Consider the following 20,210-nt stretch of genomic DNA (forward strand, 5'->3'; position numbering starts at 1 on the left):
AAAAGAGGGGCAAGCACCCCTCCCCGGTAAAAATTTAGAAATTGACGCTGAGGCTGGCGGCGACGTTGCGGCCCGGCTTGGCATAGCGTTCGATCTCGGCGCGATTGGCGGCCGTGGTGCCGGCGGACAGGCTGCGCGCGGCGGCGTAATCCCAGTACTTGCGGTCCGTCAAGTTGTACACGCCGACGACGATCTTCGCGTTCTTGTGCACGTTCCAGTAGGTCGACAAGTCAAAGATGGTGTACGACGGCACGGTGAAGCGGGGCGCGGTCGTGCCCATCAGCAAGTCATTCGGTGCCTGTTTGTCGCCCGCATGCACGGCCGTCAGGGCCAGGCCGAACAGTTCGCCCACATGGTCGTAGCCAAAGGTCAGGGCCGACTTGGCCGGCGCCACCGAGGCCAGGCCGCCGCTGTCGCCCATCAGGGTATTGAAGGAGCGGCCCTTGGCCACACCGGTCGCCAGGTCGACGTGGTAGCCCTGCATGGCCGGCGCCCAGGCGCCCAGTTCCGCGCGCAGGGTCAGCTCGGCGCCCCAGGTACGGGCATTGCCGATGTTTTCCGGACGGAACAGGCCCTGGGTGATGGTGGGATAGTTGACCGGGTCATCTTCCTGCATCACATACTCGATCATGTTTTTGTATTCCGTCTGGTAGACGGAGGCGTGCATGCTCAAGCCCTTGACGACGTCACCCTTCAAGCCCAGTTCATAGGCCTGGCTGGTTTCCTTGCGCAAATTCGCATTGCCCAGCACGGCATAACCCCTGCCCGTGCCCGTATAGCTGATGGAATCATAGGTGCCCGTGCGTTCGGCCGCCGTCGGCAGGCGCGTGCCGCGCGTCACGGTGGCGTAGGCATTCATTTGTGGCAAGACTTCCACGGACAGGCTCAGGCTGGGCGTGAAATACGTGTCGCTCTGCTTGCGCACCTCTTTGGATGCGCCCGGCACGCCGATGGCATAGCCTTGCAGGTTTTTCGGCGCGTCCTTGCGGTAGTCGGCACGCAAGCCCGGCGTCAGCACGGCTTTCTTGCCAGCAAGATCAAAGCTGAGGTCATCGCGCACATACACGGCCAGCTTGCCCGTATCCATGTCGGCCATGCGGTTCTTGCTGGTGATCTGATGCTGGCCCGTGGCGATGATGCGACGGTCTTCGCGCCACGGACGCCGGGTTTTCAGCTGTTCCAGCTGGACGCCGTACAACAGCGCGTTGTCGGCGTTGAGCTGCTTGAACGCTTCGGACGTGACGCCGATGCTGTCATTCTTGAAGCTCGTTTCAATGGAACGCTGCGCCGGGCTGCCAAAGGTGTAGCGGCCTTGCGTCTTGTCATCGGTGTTCGCATTCTGCAGATACACTTTCGACGTCAGGCGATCGAACAGGGCGAAATCCTTCAGTACCACGTCGTGGCCCAGGCTCACGCGCGTGCGTTTGGTGCTGGAATCCTGCTGCACGCCGGTCGGATAATACGTGCTGACTTTGCTGCGCAGATCGCGCTTGTTCTTGCGCTCGAACATGTCGACCGTCAAATCGAGCTTTTGTTCGCCAGGCAGGGTCCACACCAGCTTGGACAGCAAGGCATTCGAATGCCAGTCATCGGGGTTGGGCGGCGTGGTGCCGCGGCTGTCCGTCTGTTCGCCATCGCGGTGCACGTACACGGCCAGGCCTTGCAGATTGGTGCCGACCCTGGCGGCGCCCGTCAGCGTGTGCGCATTGCTGCGGTCGGCCGTGGCGCGGCCGTATTTATAGGCGACATAATGATCCCGCCCCTCGCCCAGGTAATCTTCGGGCGACTTGGTGATGAAGGCCACGCCGCCGCCCAGGCCGGGATTGGCGCCGCTGGCGGCCGTCGTGCCCGAATCGATGCGCACTTCGCGGAAGGTTTCCGGGTCAAAATAATCACGGCCCGTGGCGAAGGCGTTCAGGGTGTTGCCGTCAGGCTTGGGTGCCGCATCCGGCAGGGAAATGCCGTCGAGCTCCAGGCTGACCCGGTTGCCTTCCAGGCCGCGGATGTTGTAACCGGTATTGCCCGAACCATCCCACACGCTGCCGCTGCCCGAGGCCGCCGCTGGCGCGGTAATCAAAGGCAGGTAGCGCACGATGCCGCCCATGTCCGTGACATTGCGGCGCTCCAGGTCATCCGCCGTGACGACCGTCCTGGTGCCGGCGCGGCGCTCATAGTCCTGCTTGGCATTGACGACGATTTCCGGGAAGACAGGCAGCTTGGCCGGCTCCTGCGCGGCCGTGCCCGCGTTGATGGCGGCATTTTGCGCGCAAACCGGCAGCAGCGGCGCGGCGAACAGGCCCAGCAAGGCGGCGCGCAGCACCAGGTTGTGGCGGCGGGCAGGAACGGGAGATACGACGGGCGCAGCGGAGCGCTGCAGAAGCACTGTAGTCATGATGATCCGGTTTAAGAGTGGAGGCTGGCTCTTGAACCCGGATCGATAACGAAAGTGTTAACGATGCATAAGGAAAGTTTGCTGGCGAAAACAATACTGTAACACGAATCATTCTCATTTGAGAATGACAAAGTAGTCTATACAGATGTTATTTCGCAACAATTATAAAAAATGCCAGCCGGGAGGGCTGGCACGGCTGGCAAGACCTGACTAACAGGCCGGCGGATGGGCCAGCTTGCGCGCTTCCGACTGCGCGCGACGGCGCTCGACAAAGAAACGCTTGAGGAAGGCGCCGCACTCATCGGCCAGCACGCCCCCGATGATCGCCGTCTGGTGATTCAGCGCCGGCTGCTCGAACAGGTTCAGCACGGAACCGCAGGCGCCCGTCTTCGGGTCGCCCGCGCCATACACCACGCGCGCCAGGCGCGCATGCAGCATGGCGCCCGAGCACATCACACACGGTTCCAGGGTCACGTACAGTTCGCAGCCCGGCAAGCGGTAGTTGCCCAGCTTTTCAGCGGCCGCGCGCAAGGCCATCACTTCCGCGTGCGCCGTGGGGTCGTGGCGGCCGATGGGCTGGTTGTAGCCGACGGCGATGACTACACCATCCTTGACGACGACGGCGCCGACGGGCACTTCACCCAGGTCCCACGCGTGCCGGGCCTGCTCCAGGGCCAGCTGCATGTAGCGCGCGTCCTGCGCGCCAGCGTGCGTTTCAGTCATCGGTCACTTCTGCCCAGCAATTCGGCGTTTCATGCAGCACCAGCTTATGCAGGTGCAAGCCGGTGCCGAAATGGTCGGTAAATGCCGCTTTCAGGATCTCGAAGGCGATGCGCGCCAGGTTTTCCACGGTCGGAATGCGGTCGATGACGACGGTTTTATGGTCGGGCAGGCTGGCCAGGAAGTCGCGCACGGCCGTGTCTTTTTCGTAGACGAGGAAGGCGTGGTCCCAGACGTCGACCAGATGCTGCTTGGCCAGGGTTTTCACATCGGAAAAGTCCATGATCATGCCATTGTCGGAATTGCCTTCCGCTTCGATGACCTTGCCGACCAGGGTGATTTCCACCGTGTAGCGGTGGCCGTGCAGGTTGCGGCACTGGCTTTTGTGGTCGGGAATGCGGTGGCCCGCGTCGAATTCGAGCTTGCGTGTAATAGTCAGCATGTTATTTTATTAAGGTATTTGCAGGAGTTTATGGGTTTGCAGGCTCAGCTTCCACTTCGGGTTGCTTTTGCACGTCTCGATGGCCAGCTGCATGTTGTGCGCGGCCAGGGGACCGTCCATCGCCTGCACGAAGAAGTTCTCGAAATCGAGTCCTTCGTAGGCGGCCAGGTCTTGCTGGAACTGGGGAATGACCACCTTGATTTCATTGCCTTTGTGTACGACCAGTGTCGACCCCATCTTCGGGCTGACGCAGATCCAGTCCACGCCGGGCGGCACAGGCAAGGTGCCGTTGGTTTCGATGGCGATGGTAAAGCCCACCGCATGCATGGCGGCTATCAGGGCCGTGTCCAATTGCAGCAGCGGCTCGCCGCCCGTAAACACCACGTATTTGCTCGGTGCATAGCTGGCAGGCCACAGGCTGTCGATCAGCGCGGCCAGTTCCTCGGGCGTCCTGAACTTGCCGCCCAGTTCGCCGTCCGTGCCGACGAAATCCGTGTCGCAGAACTGGCACACGGCCGTGGCGCGGTCGCTTTCGCGGCCCGTCCACAGGTTGCAGCCGGAAAAGCGGCAAAACACGGCCGGACGGCCCGCGTGCGCGCCTTCGCCCTGCAGGGTGTAAAAAATCTCTTTGATGCTATAAGTCACTGTATTTCCTAAGAGCTGGCTGGCGTCATCGCGCAAGGCGAGCGCATCGCGTCCGGCGCGCTGCGCCGTCACCGCAAAAGCCGATTGACAACCCTCTATTATATGCCGCCGCGACACTTCCCGTGCAAATGCCGTGGCCGCCATCTGGCGCCGCGGTGTCAACGGGCAAGAAAGCCACAGCGGCAGGCATAACTGCGTAGCTTTTGCGTTTAGACAATATAAATAACCCATAGTTAATATATTTTCTGTAAGAACATTGCCCGTTGGAAAACATTTAGGGAGCAAGGACATGCTGCAACGCTGGATACGCCTGCCGTACCGCCTGAGCATTCTGGCCTGTCTGGCAGGCAGCGCCCTCGCCGCCTTGCACGCCGGATACGCGGCCGGGACGATGCCGCAAGTCAGCCTCCCCGCCCCTCTGCTGATGGTCTGCGCCATGCTGCTCATTGCGCTGGCGCTGGCGCTGTTGCTGTGGCGCCAGCGCCGCCTGGCGCTGCGCCAGCGGGCGCTGGAACAGCTGCGCGCCGACGCCGAGCAGACGCGCCTGGCCAGCGGACAGCGCAAGGCGCGCGAACAGGAACGCCTGCGCATCGGGCGCGATATCCACGACGACCTGGGCCAGCATTTGCTGACCCTGAAAATCGACCTGTCCATGCTGCAGGCCAGCGCGCATGGCGCGACGCCCCAGCTGGCGCGGCAACTGGCCGTGATGGTGCGCAATGTCGACCAAAGCATCGCAGCGCTGCGCCGCGTCATCCACGACCTGCGTCCACCCGCCCTCGATGCCGGCCTGCAAGCGGCGTGCGACGGCTTGCTGGCGGACTTTCAGCGCAGCACGGGCATCGATTGCAGCTGCGATTACCGGCTCGACGCCGCCGCCGGCAGCGCGCACGGCGCCCTGCTGTACCACGCGCTGCAGGAAGCGCTGGCCAATATCGCCCGCCATGCGCACGCCACGCATGTCCAGCTGTGCCTGCAACAAACGGGCGACACCCTCGCCTGCCGCATCAGCGACGACGGCGTCGGACTGACCGGTTCGCCGCCGCGCCTCGGTTGCGGCCTGTCCGGCATGCATGAGCGCGTGGCCGCCGCCGGCGGCAGCCTGCACATCGCCAGCCACAGCGGCGCGGGCACCACCTTGCACCTGTCGCTGCCCCTGCCAGACTGCCGCCACGATGAAGCGATGCTCCATCGCTGAAAATATTGCCCAATATCAACACCATCGCTACTCCACGCTGCATCATGGCCAAGGAGCCAGCCTCCCCCCCATTCACGCCCAGGAAGGATGCATTCATGCCGGATAGTCACGCACATGCCAGCGCATCGCCGTATGGCGAAGCCCAGGGTTTCGCCGTCAAGATGATGGAATTGCTGGTGGTGCCCACCTTTGTCCTCGACGCGCATGGGCGGGTGATGATCTGGAACCGCGCCTGCGAGCAGCTGACGGGGGTGCCGGCGGCCGAAGTGCTGGGCACATGCGAGCCGGGCCGCTGCTTTTACAACGACGAGCGCCCCACTCTGGCCGACCTGCTGCTGGCCGGACGCGGCGGCGACATGCGCGCGCTGCATGCCCAGCAGCAATACCGCAGCAGCACGGGCAGCAATCTGTGTGCGGAAAACTGGTGCGACATGCCGCGCACGGGGCGGCGCCGCTACCTGGCCGTCGATGCCAGCCCCATCTACGGCAATGGCGACGACCTGATCGCCGTGGTCGAAACGCTGCGCGACATGACGGACGAAAAGCGCGCGCACGTAGAACTGGAACGCCTGGCCACGCGCGACGGCTTGACGGGACTGGCCAACCGGCGCTGCTTCGACGACACCATCCTGGCCGAATGGCAGCGCGCCCAGCGGCAAGGCCAGCCATTGTCGCTGCTGATGGTCGATGTCGACAATTTCAAGGAATACAACGACAGCCACGGCCACCAGGGCGGCGACCTGTGCCTGCGCAAGGTGGCCGGCGCCGTGGCCAGCGAAATGCGCACCAACGACCTGGTGGCCCGCTACGGCGGCGAAGAGTTTGCCGTGATCCTGCCGAACCAGTCGCTCAAGGGCGCGGCCATCGTGGCCGAACGCATCCGCCAGCGCGTGGAGCGGCTACAACTGCCGCGCAAGCGCGCCGATGCTGCCAGTGCGTGCGCCTGCGTCACCGTCAGCATCGGCGCCGCCACGGCCCTGCCCGGCCCCGGCACACAACCGGGACAATTGATACACACGGCCGACTGCGCCCTGTACCGCGCCAAGCACCTGGGCCGCAACCGCATCAGCTTGCCGGAAACGACGCTGACGTAAGCAACAAATTCGCGTCCAAGTAACACGATCAAATAACACGACCAAATAACACGACCAAATTTGGTGTATATTTGGTCCTGTCGCAGTTTATCTCATTCGGAGCCGCCATGAACCTCAAGGAACGCATCAAGCCGATCTCCTATCTCAAGGCCAATACGACGGAAATCGTCAACAGCTTTGACGCGGGCCAGGATGAGCCCATCATCATCACGCAAAATGGCGAAGCGAAGATGGTCGTGCTGTCGATGCACGCCTACCAGGAAGGCAAGCGGCAAGCGCAGCAGATGCAGGAACAGCATGCGTTCATGAAATTGATCGCCATGGGCAACCAGGACATCGCGCGCGGCGACGTGGTGTCCGAAGAAGACTTCCTGTCCAGCCTTGACCAAGCTTGAGATGGCGCGCATCGTCGTGCTGAACAGCGCGCAAGCCGATTTCAATGAGCTGCGCAGCGACTTCAAGGCGCGCCATACGGCCGCCGCCTACGCGCAATTCCTCTGCGCTTTCCGGCAATTATTGGCTGACCTGAAAACCTTTCCCGACAGCGGCACGCACGTCGAGGCCGCCCGTGAAGTGGGCATGGATGTGCGGCAACGCCTGTGCGAAGAGATCCGTGTGATCTACCACCACGACCGCGCGCACGGCATCGTGTACATCCGCATGTTCCTGCCCGTCCGGCGCGATTTTCTCAGCCACCTCACCAAGCGCATCCTGCGGCCCGACTCTTAGCCCCTATGCAGGGCGGCACGAATCTTCTATGCTGCGGTGTTGCACTTTCATAACATCCAAAAAAGAAGGAGCCCCCGTGTCAAGAATCATGCCCGCCTTATTACCCGCTTTTGCCCTGGCCCTGTCGGCCATGGCCGCGTCGAACCTGGGCGCCGCGCCCGTCAAACCGGCCACCGCCCACAGCACCCCTGCCAGCAAGGCCGATCTGCTGCCGTTCAAGGCCACGGAAAAGACCCTGGCCAATGGATTAAAGATCATCATCGTGCCGACCGGTTTCCCGAACCTGGTCTCGCTGCAGATTCCCGTGCAGACGGGTTCGCGCAATGAAGTCGAGCCGGGCAAGTCCGGTTTCGCGCATTTTTTTGAACACATGATGTTCCGCGGCACCAAGGCGTATCCGCCTGAAAAATACCAGGAAGTCATCACCCGCGCCGGCGCGCGCCAGAACGCCTATACCAGCGACGACCTGACCAATTACCACACGACGTTTGCCAAGCAAGACCTGGAAACCGTGCTGAAGGTGGAAGCGGACCGCTTCCAGCACCTCGACTACGCGGAAGACGCGTTCAAGACGGAATCGCGGGCCGTGCTGGGCGAATACAACAAGAACAGCGCCAATCCCGTCTCAAAACTGTTCGAAGTCATGCGCGACAGCGCCTACACGACGCATACCTACAAGCACACGACGATGGGTTTTATCCAGGACATCGAAGACATGCCGAACCAGTACGCGTACTCGAAGATCTTCTTCGATCGCTGGTACCGTCCCGAGCGCACCACCATCATCATCGCCGGCGACGTGGAACCGCAGCAAGCCATCGCGCTGGTGGAAAAATACTGGAGCGCCTGGCAGCGTGGCAAGCAGCAGGCGGCCGTGCCCGTGGAACCCGCGCCGCGCGGCCCCGTCTACAAGCACGTGGCCTGGCCCACGCCGACCCTGCCGTGGGTGGCCGTGGGCTTCCACGCGCCCGCGTTTTCCGTGAAGGACAAGGACCAGGCGGCGCTGGCAACGTTGCTGTCGCTGTCGTTCGGCCGCACCTCGCCGCTGTATAAACGCCTGGTGCAAAATGAGCAAAAGGTCGACCAGTTGTTCGAGATGACGCCGGACCGGGTCGACCCGACCCTGGCCGTGCTGGGCGCACGCGTAAAAAACATCGACGACGCCGTCTACGTGCGCGACGCCATCCTCGCCACCGTGGCCCAGTTGCGCGATACGCCAGTGAGCGAAAAAGACCTGGCGGACGCCAAGTCGGCCGAAAAATACGGTTTGATCCGCTCGCTCGACAACACGGAGCAGATCGCCGGCACCCTGGCTTCCTTCGTGCATTTCGACCGTTCCTACGCCACCATCAACCAGTACTACCGCCTGATCGACACGCTCACGCCGGCCGACCTGCAGGCCGCCGCGCGCAAATACCTGACGGACGACGGCCTGGTGGTGACCACCCTGTCAAATCAGCCGATGGCCGCCGCCATCGCCACCACGCCTAAGCTGGCCAGCCTGCTGCCGGCCGCCTCGAACGCGAAATTTGACGTGCTGGTGCAAAAGTCCGCGCTGCCGCAGATCCGCTACAAGCTGCTGTTCGCGGCCGGTTCCGCGCAAGACCCCAAAGGCAAAGAAGGCCTGGCCGCGCTGACGGCCGCCATGGTGGCGTCCGGCGGCTCGTCCGAGCGCAAGATCGACGAAGTCAACCAGGCCCTGTTCCCGCTGGCCGGCAGTTTCAGCCAGCAGACGGACAAGGAAATGACAACGTTTACGGGCTCCATCCACCGGGATAACTGGACGCAGTTCAACGCCATCGCCCTGCCGCTGCTGCTCTCGCCCGGTTTTCGCGAAGACGACTTCCGCCGCCTGAAGGATGCGCAAAAGAACGCGCTGCTGCTGGACCTGAAGGACAATAACGAAGAAGAATTCGCCAAGGAACGGCTGCAAACGAATGTGTATGCGGGCACGCCGTACGGCCACCCGGTGCTGGGCACGGTGGCCGGCATCGACGCCATTACGCTGGACGACGTGAAACAGTTCTGGAAGAGCGCGTATGCGCAAGGCGCCGTCAAGGTGGGCATTTCCGGCGACGTGTCCGACGCCATGACGGCCTCGCTGACGCAGGCGCTGGGCAAACTGCCGGCCGGCCCCGGCTTGGCGGCCACCGTGAAACCCGCGGGCCGCAAGGCGAACGGCCTGGAAGTGGAAATCATCGAGAAGAACACGCGCGCCACGGCCATTTCCTTCGGCCTGCCATTGGAAGTGACGCGCACGCACCCGGACTTCCCCGCCCTGTGGCTGGCGAAAACGTGGCTGGGCGAGCACCGCGCCTCGAATTCCTACCTGTACCAGCGCATCCGTGAAATTCGCGGCATGAACTATGGAGATTATGCGTACATTGAAGCCTTCCCGCGCGGCATGTATCAATTCTTCCCGAACCCGAACCTGGGCCGCAAGGCGCAGCTGTTCGAAATCTGGATCCGCCCCGTGGCGCCGGACAACGCCCACTTCGCCCTGCGCGTGGCCCTGACGGAATTGAGCAAGCTGATCGACAACGGCCTGACGCAGGACGACTTCGCCACCACGCGCGACTACCTGATGAAGAACGTCTTCGTCATGACGTCGACGCAGGACCAGCAACTCGGTTATGCACTCGATTCGCAATGGTATGGCACGCCGGAATTTACCAAGCTGATGCGTGATGGCTTGTCGAAACTGACGGTACAAGACGTCAACCGCGCCATCAAACAGCATCTGTCGGCGAAGAACCTGTCCGTGGTGATCGTCGCCAAGGATGCGGCCGGCCTGAAGGAAAAGCTCGTCAGCGACGCGTTTTCTCCCATCAAGTACGACGGCAACAAGCCCCAATCCCTGCTCGATGAAGACAAGGTCATCGGCGCGATGAAGCTGGGCATCAAGCCGGAAGCTGTCACCGTCACGCCGGCGGCGCAGGCGTTCGCCAGGTAAGCCGGCGCTGTATCAGGCCCATCCGATGCAGGCCGTCGGATGGGCCTGCCTCCGAGGATGAGCAGGCTTGAACACATCAACGACGCTACGGTGAAGGATCCACAGTGCCATGCTGCCATATTGACCATATCGCCATCACGGCGACAACGCTGGAAGCGGGTGCCGAGCTGGTGCGGCTGGCGCTGGGGGTGGAACCTCAGGCTGGCGGAGCGCATGCCCGCATGGGGACGCATAACCTTCTGCTGCGGCTTGGCGATTCTGTCTACCTGGAAGTGATCGCGCCCGACCCCAGCGCGCCGCTACCGTCCAGGCCCCGCTGGTTCGCGCTTGACACCCTGGCCGCCAATGCGGCGCCGGCACTCGCCACCTGGATAGCCCGCACTGCCGATATCGAGGCAAGCGTTGCGGCTTGTTCGGAGCCACTTGGCAATATCGAAGCCATGAGCCGGGGTGCACTGAACTGGCTGATCACCATTCCCGATGATGGCGCATTGCGCCTGAATGGGGTTGCCCCGGCACTCATCGAGTGGCAGGCGGAAGCGCACCCGGCGGCCAGGCTGCAGGATCATGGACTGTCCCTCATCAAGCTTGAACTGTTTCATCCCGAACCGGAACGCATTGCGCGCTTGCTGCTATCGCTGGGCCTTGATAGCCAGGTGGCTGTGCACCCGTCGACAGGGGAACGCGGCCCCCGCCTGGTGGCCCACATCAACACGCCGCAGGGGCTGCGCCAACTGTAAGACCGGCGGACGATCAAGCGCGCCCGCGCTTGCCAACGTCACTCGAACGGATTGGCCACCGACGTCACCTCGGGCGGTGGCAACTGGTCCGGCAGTTCCTGCTTTTCCAGCTGCGCCACCACGTCGGCCAGCAGCTTTTGCAGCTGCTTGGCCAGGGCCAGGCCCGGCTTGTCGAGGGTCAGGTCGATGTCGCCGCTGAGGCTGATGCGGTCGATGCGGTTTTCGATGCTCAGATTGCCGATTTCCAGCACATCGCTTTCATTGGCGTAGGGGACGAATTTCTTTGCGCACATGGTATTTCCTCTCAAAGGCGATTACTTTTTGGACTTGCTATTGATCTTTGGCAAACTCAGCATGCGCAACTTTTGCTGGCGCGTCAGCGACGGTAACAGATCGATGCCTATCCTGTCTTCCAGTTGCGCAATGCTCAGCATTTCATATTGTTTGGTATCGGCGTTTTCTATGAAGTAGGCGGCGCCGGCGCGCTGGCGCGGGCTGTACACGGCCTTGTACAGATGACTGGGCACAATGACTCTTCCCACCTTGCGCAGGTTGCCGCCAATGAAAGCCGGCCCCGTGATCACGTACAGATCGCCCTCTTTCTTCGCCATCTTGCGCACGGCGCCTTCGATGCCGGCCCACACATAGCGGTTGTTGCGCGCATCCTGCGGCACCATGTTGGCCAGGGTAAAGCTGTCGCGCTGGCTCTGGCGGTCCGGCATGTCGCCGTTGGGCGCCATGTGGCCACGGTCGAAGCCGCTGCGCGCATAATCGGCCAGTTCCGCGCGCTGGGCGGCGGGCAGCTTGCGTTCGGCATGGAAGGAGTTTTCGCGCGACAAGTCCTGTGCCGCTTCCAGATTGTTCGCCGTCAAGTGCTCGGCCGACCACAGGGGCGTGCGCGTGATCCCCGAGTGCATCACGCCAAACACGTTGTAGCACAGCTCTTTGGTCGCCACATCCAGCTTGGGGTTGGTGATTTCCGGCTTGCGGCCATCGACATAATGGGCGGGACAGGCATCGGCATGCGCCAGGTTCGCGGCAAAGGCGGACGCCAGCAAGCCGCACGCCAGGGTCAGCCTGGCGATCGATCGTTGAATCATATTTCCCTAAGTGAAATCGTTGCAGGCCAGCATTCTAGCGGACGCCGGCCCTCACCACAAACCGGCACCATCCTGCCGTGCGGCCCGGCACAGAGCTGGCGCAAATAAAGGCCAAGCGGCTGCGCACGGCCATTCATATCTGCTAAGATTGCCTTGATTCGTTCGCATCGACCATTCAAGATCTGGAGAGCATATGATCAAAAAGACCCTGCTGCTGATCGTCGTCGTCGTCGCCGCCATCCTCGGCTATGCCACCACCAAGCCCGACACCTTCAGTGTCCAGCGCGAAATCGTCATCAAGGCCCCGCCCGAGAAAATCGCCGGCCTGATCACGGACTTCCATTACTGGGCCGCCTGGTCGCCATGGGAAAAGCTCGATCCCGCCATGCGCCGCACCTTTACGGGCCCGGCCAATGGCCTGGGCGCGCAATATGCGTGGCAAGGCAATGACAAGGTGGGCGCCGGCCGCATGGAAATCACCGAAGCGGCCCAGCCGGAGCGCACCGTCATCAAGCTCGACTTCCTGAAACCGTTCGAAAGCCACAACACCACCACGTTTACCATGACGCCCGAGGGCGACGGCACCAGGGTGAACTGGACCATGACGGGTCCCAGCCCTTACGTCAGCAAGGTCATGACGGTGTTTGTCAGCATGGACCGGATGATCGGCAAGGATTTCGACAAAGGCTTGAACAACCTGAAGGCGGCGTCGGAGCGCTAAGCCTGCTCACCGCCAGACACAGGGCCTGCAAGGCCCTGTTTTCTTTGCAATTTCATTGCTGGAGTCCCCGTGAAACGTCTCATCCCAAGCGGCCGCCTGCTGGCCCCTCTCATGCTCGCGGCCTGCGCCGCGACCGCCCATGCCCAGGATGCGCCCGCCACAACGCATCCCGTTGCCGCAGACGCAATGGGGCTGGTCAAGGCGGCCGTGGTAGACATGCGCAACTGCAGCAAGGCGAAATACCCGCCGGGCACGCTGCCAGAGGTGGCGCGAGGCACGACTTTCCTGTCCTTGCTGATCGGCACCGATGGTGCGGTGCTGGAATCGCAGCTGGAACGTAGTAGCGGCCACCCCCAACTGGACGAAGCAGCGCGCGCAGCCCTCAGCATTTGCCGTTTCACGCCAGCGCAACAGAACGGCCAGCCAGTACAGCAATGGGCCACCGTCGCTTACGTATGGGAACCGGATGCCAGATAGGCGACGTCAGCTCAGAACTGCTCGATCCAGGCCGCCAGGTGGTCCGGCGTGAGCGCCGGTTCAGCCTGCACTACTTTTCCCTGCAAGCCCAGTTCCGTCTTGCTCAGCTGCAGAGACCAGCCGCGCCGCGCCAGCCACAGCAGGCTGGCTAGCCAGAATGCGTGGATGGACGAGACGGGCGTGGTGGTCGGTGTTTCCAGAAATTCCGTCAGCAAACGGCCATCGAGGAACAGGGCCGTGCCGCCCTGGTTGTGCAGCGCCGCGCCAAACACGGGCAGCAGCATGTCGATCGCCTGCTCCACGCCGCGCCCCGGATGCTCGCGCTCAAGCGTGTCGAGCTGCTGGCGCACGGCGGCGGCAAAGGCGGTGCCGCGGAAGGCTTCTGAACTGACCAGGTCGGCATAATCCATCAACAGCCAGTCCGGCTCGGGCGGCGTGACGCCGGCCGTCAGGGCCGCCGACAGATACGCTTCCACGGGCAGCTGCTGTTCCGGACCGGCCAGGCTGGCGCACAAGGCGTACAGGGTGCCGATGCGGTTGGCGACGGCTTGCCGCTGGCGCACCATCAGCTTTTCGCGCAGCAGCTGGGCGTGTTCATTGCGCAGCCGCGCCAGTTCCAAAGCCTGCTTGATTTCCATGCGCAGCGCCGCGATATCCCACGGCTTCTGGATGTAGCGGTGGATCTGCCCCTGGTTGACGGCTTCCACCGTGTGCTCCAGCTCGGAATACGCGGTGGTCAGAATGCGCACGATGTGCGGATGGCGGTCCCAGCAATACGACAGCAGCTCGTTGCCGTAGGCGCCGGGCATGCGCTGGTCCGACACCAGCACGGCGATGCGCTCGGCTTGCGCGTCGAGGATGCGCTTGCCCTCCTCGACCGAGGTGGCCGTCAGCACGTTGGCCAGCGGCGCGATAGCGCGCTGGAAATATTTGAGGGCGTTGGCCTCGTCATCGACATAGAGTATCGTCGGCAAGCCTAGTGCCGGCTCAAGCTGAGCCGGCAAACGCAGATTGGCGTCAATCATGCTCGTTCCTTATATGTACTGGAAAATTCAGGGTGACCGTGGTGGCACTGCCAGATTCGGTGGCGATATCGAGGTTGCCGCCGAACGATTGCATCATGCGATGGCAAAACACCATGCCCCAGCCCTTGCCTTCGCCGCCGCTGGCACTGACGGGGTCGAGCAACAGCTGTTTGACGATTTCAGGGGCGATGCCGGCGCCGTTGTCGCGCACCGTGATGCGGCCCGCATCGATGCGGATGCCGATCGCCGGATGCTCTTGCTCACCGGCCGAGCGCAAGGCGTTCGCCAGCACGGACGATAGAATCAGCGCAACGCAGTTGGGCGACTCGGCAATGGCGAAATCCTCGCCCTGCTCCACCGTGATGGCGGCGCGCTGGGCCGTGCTCAAGGGATAGCTGTCGAGCAAGGCGGCCAGCAGCTGGCGCGCGCTGCCGGCGCGGCGTCCGCCCTGCATGCCCGGCCCGGCGCTGGCCAGGCGCACCGTGTCGACAAAACTGGCCAGCACGGACAAACAATAGCGCGCATTGTCGTGCATCAAGGCGGCCGCTTCGCCGATCTCGGCCTGTGGTGCAGAGTCCGCCTGCGCGCGGCGCGCGATGCCGCGCGCAAAATTGGCGATGGCCGCCAGCGGCGTGTTCAATTCATGTGCCAGGAAGGCCAGCGACTCCTCCATCGCCACCAGGCCCTGGCGGCGCGCGGCGCGCTCGCGTCCCGTCTGCACGGCCAGTTGCAGCGCCGTTTGCATGGCGACCAGGTCGAGCGGCTTTTCCAGCAGGCGGAACAGCGAGCCGCCGTTGATCAGTTCGAGCAGCACATCCTTGTCCGCATACGCCGTCACCAGCATGCAGACGATGTGCGGATAGCGCTGCGCCACTTCCTGCAGCAGCTCGCTGCCCAGGCGATCGGGCATGCGGTAATCGGTGACGAGCACGTCTATGTTGGCGGCCTCATCTTTCAGCAAGGCCAGCGCCGCATCGACGCTGTGCGCCGTCAGCACGCGGTAACGCGCACCGATGGCGCGCTCGAAGTACTTGCAGGCGAGCGCTTCATCGTCCACGTACAGCACGCTGGCGCGGCTATCGTTGTCCATCAACGGCCCTCCCAGTCGGAGCGCTGCAAGTCGAAATTCATGCTGGCCCAGACACCCAGCTCGCTTTCGGCGCTGAGGGTGCCGCCGTGGCGCTCGATCACGCCATAGCTGATGCTCAGGCCCAGGCCCAGCCCCTGCCCCACTTCGCGCGTGGTGAAGAACGGTTCGAACACGCGCGCCAGGTTTTCCGGGGCGATGCCGGGGCCGTTGTCGCGCACGCTGATGCGCAAACGGTTCTCGTCCCAGCGGGCCGTGATGCGTATCTCGAACGGCGGCGCATTGCCCTTGCGCATGGACAGCACGGCATTGCCCAGCAAATTGATCAGCACGCCCACGATGGCCGCCTCGTCGCCGCGCACCAGGGTATCGACCGGCAAGTCGTGGCTGATGCTGACGTTCTTCGTTTCGTGGCCGACGAGGCGGATGGCGGCGTCGAGCGCGCTGCGGAACTGGAAATGCCCCGTTTCCAGCTGGTTGCCGCTCTTGCGGTAGGCAAAGGTTTTCAAATCGGACACGATGTGCTGCACGCGCAGCATGCCCTGCTTGGCGTCGGCCAGGCATTCGCTCACCAGCGCGCTTTGCCTGGCGGCCGGGTCTTCGATGGCCACCTCGATGGCCATCATGCAGAAATTCACGGGGTTGTTGACTTCATGCAGCATGCCGGCGGCCAGGGTGCCGATGGCGGCCATTTTCTCTTGCTGCAGCATCTGCCCCTTGATATCGGCCAGGCTTCTATTCGTCTCTTCCAGCTGGGTGTTCTTTTGCGCCACTTCCGCCTTCAGCTGGAACAGCATGAAGCGGGCGCGCTCATTGAAATAGGTGAAGACGGCGCTGATGCTGGCCGACATGATCAGGAACAGACAGTTGACGACAAACGTGGCCGGCAAGTCGAAGCCGCCCGCATGCCAGGCGCAAGCGGCCACGTACAGCAGGCAGGAAATGGCGCCGAAGACCATGTTTTGCCACAGGCCGAAGGCCAGCACGATGCCCGAGGAATAGATGGCCAGGGTCATGCCCACGTAATAGATCGAGGTGGCGCCTTCCGTGACGGCGATCATCCAGGCGATCATGATTTGCGGCAGGATCAGCCAGACAAAAGTCAGCCCCTGGATGCGGTCTTGCGCCCAGCGCGTGCGCATGGCCAGCACGACGCAAAAGATCAGCACGGACACGACGATGCGCGCAGTGGTAAACGCCGACTGTTTATCTGGATACAGCGCCGAATCGAGGCCCATGCCCAGCAGGATCAGCACGATGCCCGTATACGCCCCGCCACGGCTAAATTCCAGGCGGAAGTCGCGCAAAACGGCCGTGTAGCCGGCGTGCAGGCCTGGAGTATCCATCAAGGAATGCTCACTTCCGCGAACACATTCACGCCCGTCGCGTCGACATAGATTTTCGGCGCCGTCGCATGTTCGGGCAGCAAGGCCGACAGGCCCGCTTCATTGCGATAGATCAGATGCCATTCCAGCAAATGCTCCATGCCGAACTTGCCCGGATTGTCGGCGTGCACATTCGTCACCAGCAGCCGGCCACCCGGCCCCACGCGCGAGGCAAAATGCAGCAGCAGGCGCGCGCAGACCTTGTCGGACAGGTAGTCGAACAAGCCGGCGCAATACACGGCGTCGAAACTGCCAGGCAAGCCCGTGACGCCCGAGCCGTGGCGCCGCTTGAGCAGGTTGTGCACGGAGTCGTGCACATAATCGATTTCCACCACGCTGCCCGTGCGCTGCATGATGGTGGTCAGGCGCGCGCGCGTCCAGTCCAGGGTCTCGCTGCTGAAGTCGACCAGCTCGAAGGCCAGCCATTGCGCATCGGGGCATGTTTCCAGGAAACGCTGCACCTCGATGGCGGGGCCGCAGCCCACGTTGAGCACCTTATACACGCGCCCGGCAACACGCGCCTCGGCCGCCTTGTGCGCCAAAAACTCCGTCAGGATATCGATGCGGTTGCGGTGCGCCGTGGCGACGGCCGCCTGCAAAAAGGCCGCATTGACGATCTGAAAATACGTGCTCGGCCCCTGGCGCGGATCGTCGAGCAGCTGGTTGACCATCTGGTAGTCACCCGCATAGCCGAGCGGTTTCGTAAACGTGCGAAAGACGAACGGTGCGCGCAGGATCAGCGGGTGCAGCGCCGCCTGGGCGAACGCGCGGTGGGCCGGCGCCCGCTCTTCCTCGACCAGCGAGGCTTCCACCTCGAGCTGGCGCAAGTACAGCTGGGTTTGCTCCATCAGCGGCAAGGCCAGCTCGTCGAAGATGTCGGCGCGCAGGCGGCCATTTTCCTTCGGCAGCGAATCGGACAAGTCGACCTGCTCGACCCAGCGCGCCACTTCCGACAAAAAGGCGCGCATTTCGTTGACGACGATCTGGTAATCGCGGCGGATGCGGAAGCGCTCGCCCCAGCCCGCGACAAAGGCGCTGGACTCTTTCGCCACGGCGCCCTTGACCACCACCACGTCGCTCAGCTCGCGCCACTCGTCGATCAGGGTCACGGAAACGATGGCGGTCAGGCCCGTGTTGACGCTGCTGATGACGACGGCCTTGCCCACATAGGCGTTCTTTGCTCCCATGCGCACCGTCACATCATTGAGCACCTCGCTGACCTGCACAATCGAGTAGGGATTGTAGATTTCCATGACCAGCGAATTGCGCTGCAAGTTGAAAATCGTGCCGCGCACCGCCTCACCCTGGGTGTTACGGAAACTGACGACTGGATCGATCTGCGATTGTGAATACACGATTGGGCATTATCAAGTTGCCCGGCTGCCGGCGCACCACGCTGGGCGCACCAGTTTCCAGGCTGGGTTAAGGCACGGCACCGCGGTCGGCGCCGCCGCACCGGAGCGCCTCAAAGCGCGTCTGTTCGCTCTCTGATCGAGTGTACTATGGATGTGGCATAACGGGCAATTGTTCCCTCAGGAACGACCGTCCATGGCGCTGGCGCGCAACGGCTTCGATCATCCCGCGACGAACAGTGCCAGCGCGTGACGCAGCAACTGCGGCGTTTGCCCCGTCCAGCGCTTGAACGAGCGGCGAAAGTTGGTGGCATCATGAAAGCCGAGGTAGGCGGCCACGGCATCGTTGTCGTAGCCATGCGCCTGGAACAGATAAATCGCCTTGTGCGCGCGCACCTGGTCCAGCTCGGCCTGGAAATGCGTGCCATGGCGCGCCAGGTGGCGCTTCAGGGTGGCGGGGCTGACGCCGAATTCCTGCGCCGTGCGCTCCAGGGTCGGCGCGCAGCGGATGTTCTCCAGCAGGTAGTCGTACAGCGCGCCGAGCAGGCTGGCGGCGGGTACGGGTGCCAGCGCCGCCGACCGCAAGGCCAGCGCGGCCGCCGTCGCATTACCGCGCGGCCAGGGTTTATCGAGCCAGCTGGAGTCGATGAGCATGGCGTCGACCTGGCAATCGAAACGCAGCGCCTGACCCAGGTGCACTTCATGCTGCTCCACGTGGCGGGGCCGCGCGCGGTTGAAGCAGAAGCGCCACGGCAGGGACTCCCCCGCCAGCCAGCGGCACATGGCCGCCAGCGCCGTCATGTGCATTTCCACCAGAAACGGCAGCTGGCTCGGCGCGCCGTACGCATCGACCCAGTACAGCACGTGCAGCTCGCCCGCTGCGCGCAAGCGCGGCTGTAGCAGCGGACACAGCAAGGTATGAAAATCGCACAGGATGCTGAGCGCCTGGCGCAGATTCTGCGCCTGCAGCAAGGCATGGCTGGCCGCGCCGTAATGGCCGGGCAGCATTTGCTGGCCCAGCATGAAGCTGGTGTCGGCACTGTCCAGGCCACGCGCCACGTTGGCCAGCAATTGCAGGTATTGCGCGGCGCTGACCTGGCTTTCCGCAGACGGCAGCGCGCCGCCGTCGAGGCCCGTGCCCTTGAGCAGCGGCGCCACAGCCAGCTCACGGCTGCGCGCGTAGTCGAGCACCAGCGCCGGCTGGTGATGGGCCGCGATGCTGGGGTCGCCTTGCTGGTGCAGCGGCATCAGGCAGGCGCGGCGGCACTGATCCCGGCACCGGAGCGCGGCGTTTCCACGGCCCGGCTCAGCTCGGCCAGCACCACTTCCGGCACGCCATCGGTGAGCGAACAGGCATGGCGCAGGCTCAGGCGGATTTCGCGGTTGTCATTGGCATGGTGGCGCATCTGCCCCACCATGGCGCACAGGTGGCGCGCCTTCACGGCCGCATCCTCGCGCGACACGCCCGGCATCAGCACGGCGAAGCGGTCGCCCGCATAGCGGCACAGCAAATCGTCATTGCGCAAGTTCAGCAACAGCATGTGGCCCACGGCTTGCAGCACGCGGTCGCCTTCGCGATGGCCGTATTCGCGGTTAATCAGGTGAAAACTGTCGATGTCGAGCAAGACCAGTGCGCAATCGAGGCCGGGGCGGCGTTCCTGCTCCAGGCGCATCTGCGTGCGCAGGTAGCTGGCGTCGGCCAGCTGCGTGATGCGGTCGAAGGCGCGGTGGTCGCGGAACAGGCGCTCGCGCTTTTGCAGGTGTTCATTCAGGCGAAACTGTTCCTGGCGCCAGTAATACATGCCGATGGTCAGCACCAGCATGCCAAACGGAATCAGCGCTTCGAGCCAGTTATCCCACACGGCGCTCTTGTCGACGGCAAAGAATTCGTCGAGGCAATCGGCCCAGGACCCCAGCATGATGGCGCACAGGCCGCCGGCGATCAAACTCGTCACCCGTCCCCGTGGACGGCTGCTGAGGGTAAACAAGAACCAGATGCCCGCCATGACGGCCGTGCCGCCTTCGCAGACGATATCCATCCACTTCCAGATGGCAAACGGTTTAACGTGGCCTAGTGTGGCGTACAGAAAAAAGAACAGGGGCAATGCCAGCGCGGCGGCAATCAGACTGTTACGGTGCAACGGCAGCAT

At 63.2% G+C, this 20,210-nt stretch carries 20 protein-coding genes; 8 read left to right on the forward strand and 12 right to left on the reverse strand.

Annotated elements, in window-relative coordinates; genetic code table 11:
- Positions 1-34 precede the first annotated feature (34 nt).
- The 4 genes from CLU91_RS04570 to queE all read right to left on the reverse strand — a co-directional run bounded on the left by CLU91_RS04570 (position 35) and on the right by queE (position 4,199).
- Entirely contained in the window at positions 35-2,392 is a 2,358-nt protein-coding gene (locus tag CLU91_RS04570; RefSeq protein ID WP_100873189.1) for a TonB-dependent hemoglobin/transferrin/lactoferrin family receptor, read from the reverse strand.
- Between the two features lie 210 nt (positions 2,393-2,602).
- Complete coding sequence (gene tadA / locus CLU91_RS04575) at positions 2,603-3,115, reverse strand: tRNA adenosine(34) deaminase TadA (protein ID WP_100873190.1); 513 nt, start codon at positions 3,113-3,115, stop codon at positions 2,603-2,605.
- On the reverse strand, positions 3,108-3,554 hold the full coding sequence (gene queD / locus CLU91_RS04580; RefSeq protein WP_035819191.1) for a 6-carboxytetrahydropterin synthase QueD: 447 nt from the start codon (positions 3,552-3,554) through the stop codon (positions 3,108-3,110). Before queD ends, tadA begins: the two co-directional genes overlap by 8 nt.
- 9 nt (positions 3,555-3,563) lie before the next feature.
- Positions 3,564-4,199, reverse strand: a complete 636-nt coding sequence (gene queE / locus CLU91_RS04585; protein WP_100876576.1) for a 7-carboxy-7-deazaguanine synthase — start codon at positions 4,197-4,199, stop codon at positions 3,564-3,566.
- Between the two features lie 289 nt (positions 4,200-4,488).
- Between queE and CLU91_RS04590 the strand changes: the two genes are divergently transcribed.
- The 6 genes from CLU91_RS04590 to CLU91_RS04615 all read left to right on the forward strand — a co-directional run bounded on the left by CLU91_RS04590 (position 4,489) and on the right by CLU91_RS04615 (position 10,913).
- Entirely contained in the window at positions 4,489-5,397 is a 909-nt protein-coding gene (locus CLU91_RS04590) for a sensor histidine kinase (protein ID WP_100873191.1), read from the forward strand.
- A gap of 95 nt (positions 5,398-5,492) precedes the next feature.
- Positions 5,493-6,491 (forward strand): sensor domain-containing diguanylate cyclase, encoded by a 999-nt coding sequence (locus tag CLU91_RS04595; protein WP_232730625.1) that lies wholly within the window; start codon positions 5,493-5,495, stop codon positions 6,489-6,491.
- Between the two features lie 107 nt (positions 6,492-6,598).
- Entirely contained in the window at positions 6,599-6,886 is a 288-nt protein-coding gene (locus tag CLU91_RS04600; RefSeq protein ID WP_100873192.1) for a type II toxin-antitoxin system Phd/YefM family antitoxin, read from the forward strand.
- Entirely contained in the window at positions 6,873-7,220 is a 348-nt protein-coding gene (locus tag CLU91_RS04605; RefSeq protein ID WP_157814593.1) for a type II toxin-antitoxin system RelE/ParE family toxin, read from the forward strand. Before CLU91_RS04600 ends, CLU91_RS04605 begins: the two co-directional genes overlap by 14 nt.
- An 88-nt stretch (positions 7,221-7,308) precedes the next feature.
- Positions 7,309-10,173 (forward strand): M16 family metallopeptidase, encoded by a 2,865-nt coding sequence (locus CLU91_RS04610; protein WP_232730626.1) that lies wholly within the window; start codon positions 7,309-7,311, stop codon positions 10,171-10,173.
- Between the two features lie 104 nt (positions 10,174-10,277).
- Positions 10,278-10,913 (forward strand): VOC family protein, encoded by a 636-nt coding sequence (locus CLU91_RS04615; protein WP_100873195.1) that lies wholly within the window; start codon positions 10,278-10,280, stop codon positions 10,911-10,913.
- A 38-nt stretch (positions 10,914-10,951) separates the two neighbouring features.
- Here the strand turns inward: CLU91_RS04615 and CLU91_RS04620 are convergent, their stop codons facing one another.
- Positions 10,952-11,206, reverse strand: coding sequence for a hypothetical protein (locus CLU91_RS04620; RefSeq protein WP_100873196.1), 255 nt, complete (start codon positions 11,204-11,206; stop codon positions 10,952-10,954).
- A gap of 21 nt (positions 11,207-11,227) precedes the next feature.
- Positions 11,228-12,013, reverse strand: a complete 786-nt coding sequence (locus CLU91_RS04625; RefSeq protein WP_100873197.1) for a DNA/RNA non-specific endonuclease — start codon at positions 12,011-12,013, stop codon at positions 11,228-11,230.
- Positions 12,014-12,206: 193 nt separating this feature from the next.
- Between CLU91_RS04625 and CLU91_RS04630 the strand changes: the two genes are divergently transcribed.
- The gene (locus CLU91_RS04630; protein WP_100873198.1) at positions 12,207-12,734 is read left to right on the forward strand and encodes an SRPBCC family protein; all 528 of its coding nucleotides are present in this window, start codon (positions 12,207-12,209) and stop codon (positions 12,732-12,734) included.
- Between the two features lie 69 nt (positions 12,735-12,803).
- On the forward strand, positions 12,804-13,211 hold the full coding sequence (locus CLU91_RS04635) for an energy transducer TonB (protein WP_157814594.1): 408 nt from the start codon (positions 12,804-12,806) through the stop codon (positions 13,209-13,211).
- A gap of 11 nt (positions 13,212-13,222) precedes the next feature.
- Here CLU91_RS04635 and CLU91_RS04640 read toward each other — a convergent pair whose 3' ends face one another.
- The 6 genes from CLU91_RS04640 to CLU91_RS04665 form a co-directional block, all read right to left on the reverse strand.
- Entirely contained in the window at positions 13,223-14,236 is a 1,014-nt protein-coding gene (locus CLU91_RS04640; RefSeq protein WP_100873200.1) for a response regulator, read from the reverse strand.
- Positions 14,229-15,326, reverse strand: coding sequence for a hybrid sensor histidine kinase/response regulator (locus tag CLU91_RS04645; RefSeq protein ID WP_100876578.1), 1,098 nt, complete (start codon positions 15,324-15,326; stop codon positions 14,229-14,231). The genes CLU91_RS04640 and CLU91_RS04645 overlap by 8 nt, the downstream gene beginning before the upstream one ends.
- Entirely contained in the window at positions 15,326-16,669 is a 1,344-nt protein-coding gene (locus tag CLU91_RS04650; protein WP_100873201.1) for a sensor histidine kinase, read from the reverse strand. The genes CLU91_RS04645 and CLU91_RS04650 overlap by 1 nt, the downstream gene beginning before the upstream one ends.
- A complete protein-coding gene (locus tag CLU91_RS04655; protein ID WP_100873202.1) occupies positions 16,669-18,063 on the reverse strand; it encodes a class I SAM-dependent methyltransferase in 1,395 nt (464 codons plus the stop codon). Before CLU91_RS04655 ends, CLU91_RS04650 begins: the two co-directional genes overlap by 1 nt.
- A gap of 219 nt (positions 18,064-18,282) precedes the next feature.
- Positions 18,283-19,308 carry an AraC family transcriptional regulator gene (locus CLU91_RS04660; RefSeq protein ID WP_100873203.1) on the reverse strand — a complete coding sequence of 342 codons (1,026 nt, stop codon included), beginning with the start codon at positions 19,306-19,308 and terminating at the stop codon, positions 18,283-18,285.
- Positions 19,308-20,210 carry a GGDEF domain-containing protein gene (locus CLU91_RS04665; RefSeq protein ID WP_100873204.1) on the reverse strand — a complete coding sequence of 301 codons (903 nt, stop codon included), beginning with the start codon at positions 20,208-20,210 and terminating at the stop codon, positions 19,308-19,310. Before CLU91_RS04665 ends, CLU91_RS04660 begins: the two co-directional genes overlap by 1 nt.

Source organism: Janthinobacterium sp. 64 (genome assembly GCF_002813325.1).
In the GTDB taxonomy this organism is placed as follows: domain Bacteria; phylum Pseudomonadota; class Gammaproteobacteria; order Burkholderiales; family Burkholderiaceae_D; genus Janthinobacterium.

Excerpts from the sequence above, each read along its gene's own strand:
- CLU91_RS04570 (WP_100873189.1), bottom strand. The coding sequence starts at position 2,392 with ATGACTACAGTGCTTCTGCAGCGCTCCGCTGCGCCCGTCGTATCTCCC.
- tadA (WP_100873190.1), bottom strand. The coding sequence starts at position 3,115 with ATGACTGAAACGCACGCTGGCGCGCAGGACGCGCGCTACATGCAGCTG.
- queD (WP_035819191.1), bottom strand. The coding sequence starts at position 3,554 with ATGCTGACTATTACACGCAAGCTCGAATTCGACGCGGGCCACCGCATT.
- CLU91_RS04590 (WP_100873191.1), top strand. The coding sequence starts at position 4,489 with ATGCTGCAACGCTGGATACGCCTGCCGTACCGCCTGAGCATTCTGGCC.
- CLU91_RS04595 (WP_232730625.1), top strand. The coding sequence starts at position 5,493 with ATGCCGGATAGTCACGCACATGCCAGCGCATCGCCGTATGGCGAAGCC.
- CLU91_RS04600 (WP_100873192.1), top strand. The coding sequence starts at position 6,599 with ATGAACCTCAAGGAACGCATCAAGCCGATCTCCTATCTCAAGGCCAAT.
- CLU91_RS04610 (WP_232730626.1), top strand. The coding sequence starts at position 7,309 with ATGCCCGCCTTATTACCCGCTTTTGCCCTGGCCCTGTCGGCCATGGCC.
- CLU91_RS04620 (WP_100873196.1), bottom strand. The coding sequence starts at position 11,206 with ATGTGCGCAAAGAAATTCGTCCCCTACGCCAATGAAAGCGATGTGCTG.
- CLU91_RS04625 (WP_100873197.1), bottom strand. The coding sequence starts at position 12,013 with ATGATTCAACGATCGATCGCCAGGCTGACCCTGGCGTGCGGCTTGCTG.
- CLU91_RS04630 (WP_100873198.1), top strand. The coding sequence starts at position 12,207 with ATGATCAAAAAGACCCTGCTGCTGATCGTCGTCGTCGTCGCCGCCATC.
- CLU91_RS04640 (WP_100873200.1), bottom strand. The coding sequence starts at position 14,236 with ATGATTGACGCCAATCTGCGTTTGCCGGCTCAGCTTGAGCCGGCACTA.
- CLU91_RS04645 (WP_100876578.1), bottom strand. The coding sequence starts at position 15,326 with ATGGACAACGATAGCCGCGCCAGCGTGCTGTACGTGGACGATGAAGCG.
- CLU91_RS04650 (WP_100873201.1), bottom strand. The coding sequence starts at position 16,669 with ATGGATACTCCAGGCCTGCACGCCGGCTACACGGCCGTTTTGCGCGAC.
- CLU91_RS04660 (WP_100873203.1), bottom strand. The coding sequence starts at position 19,308 with ATGCCGCTGCACCAGCAAGGCGACCCCAGCATCGCGGCCCATCACCAG.
- CLU91_RS04665 (WP_100873204.1), bottom strand. The coding sequence starts at position 20,210 with ATGCTGCCGTTGCACCGTAACAGTCTGATTGCCGCCGCGCTGGCATTG.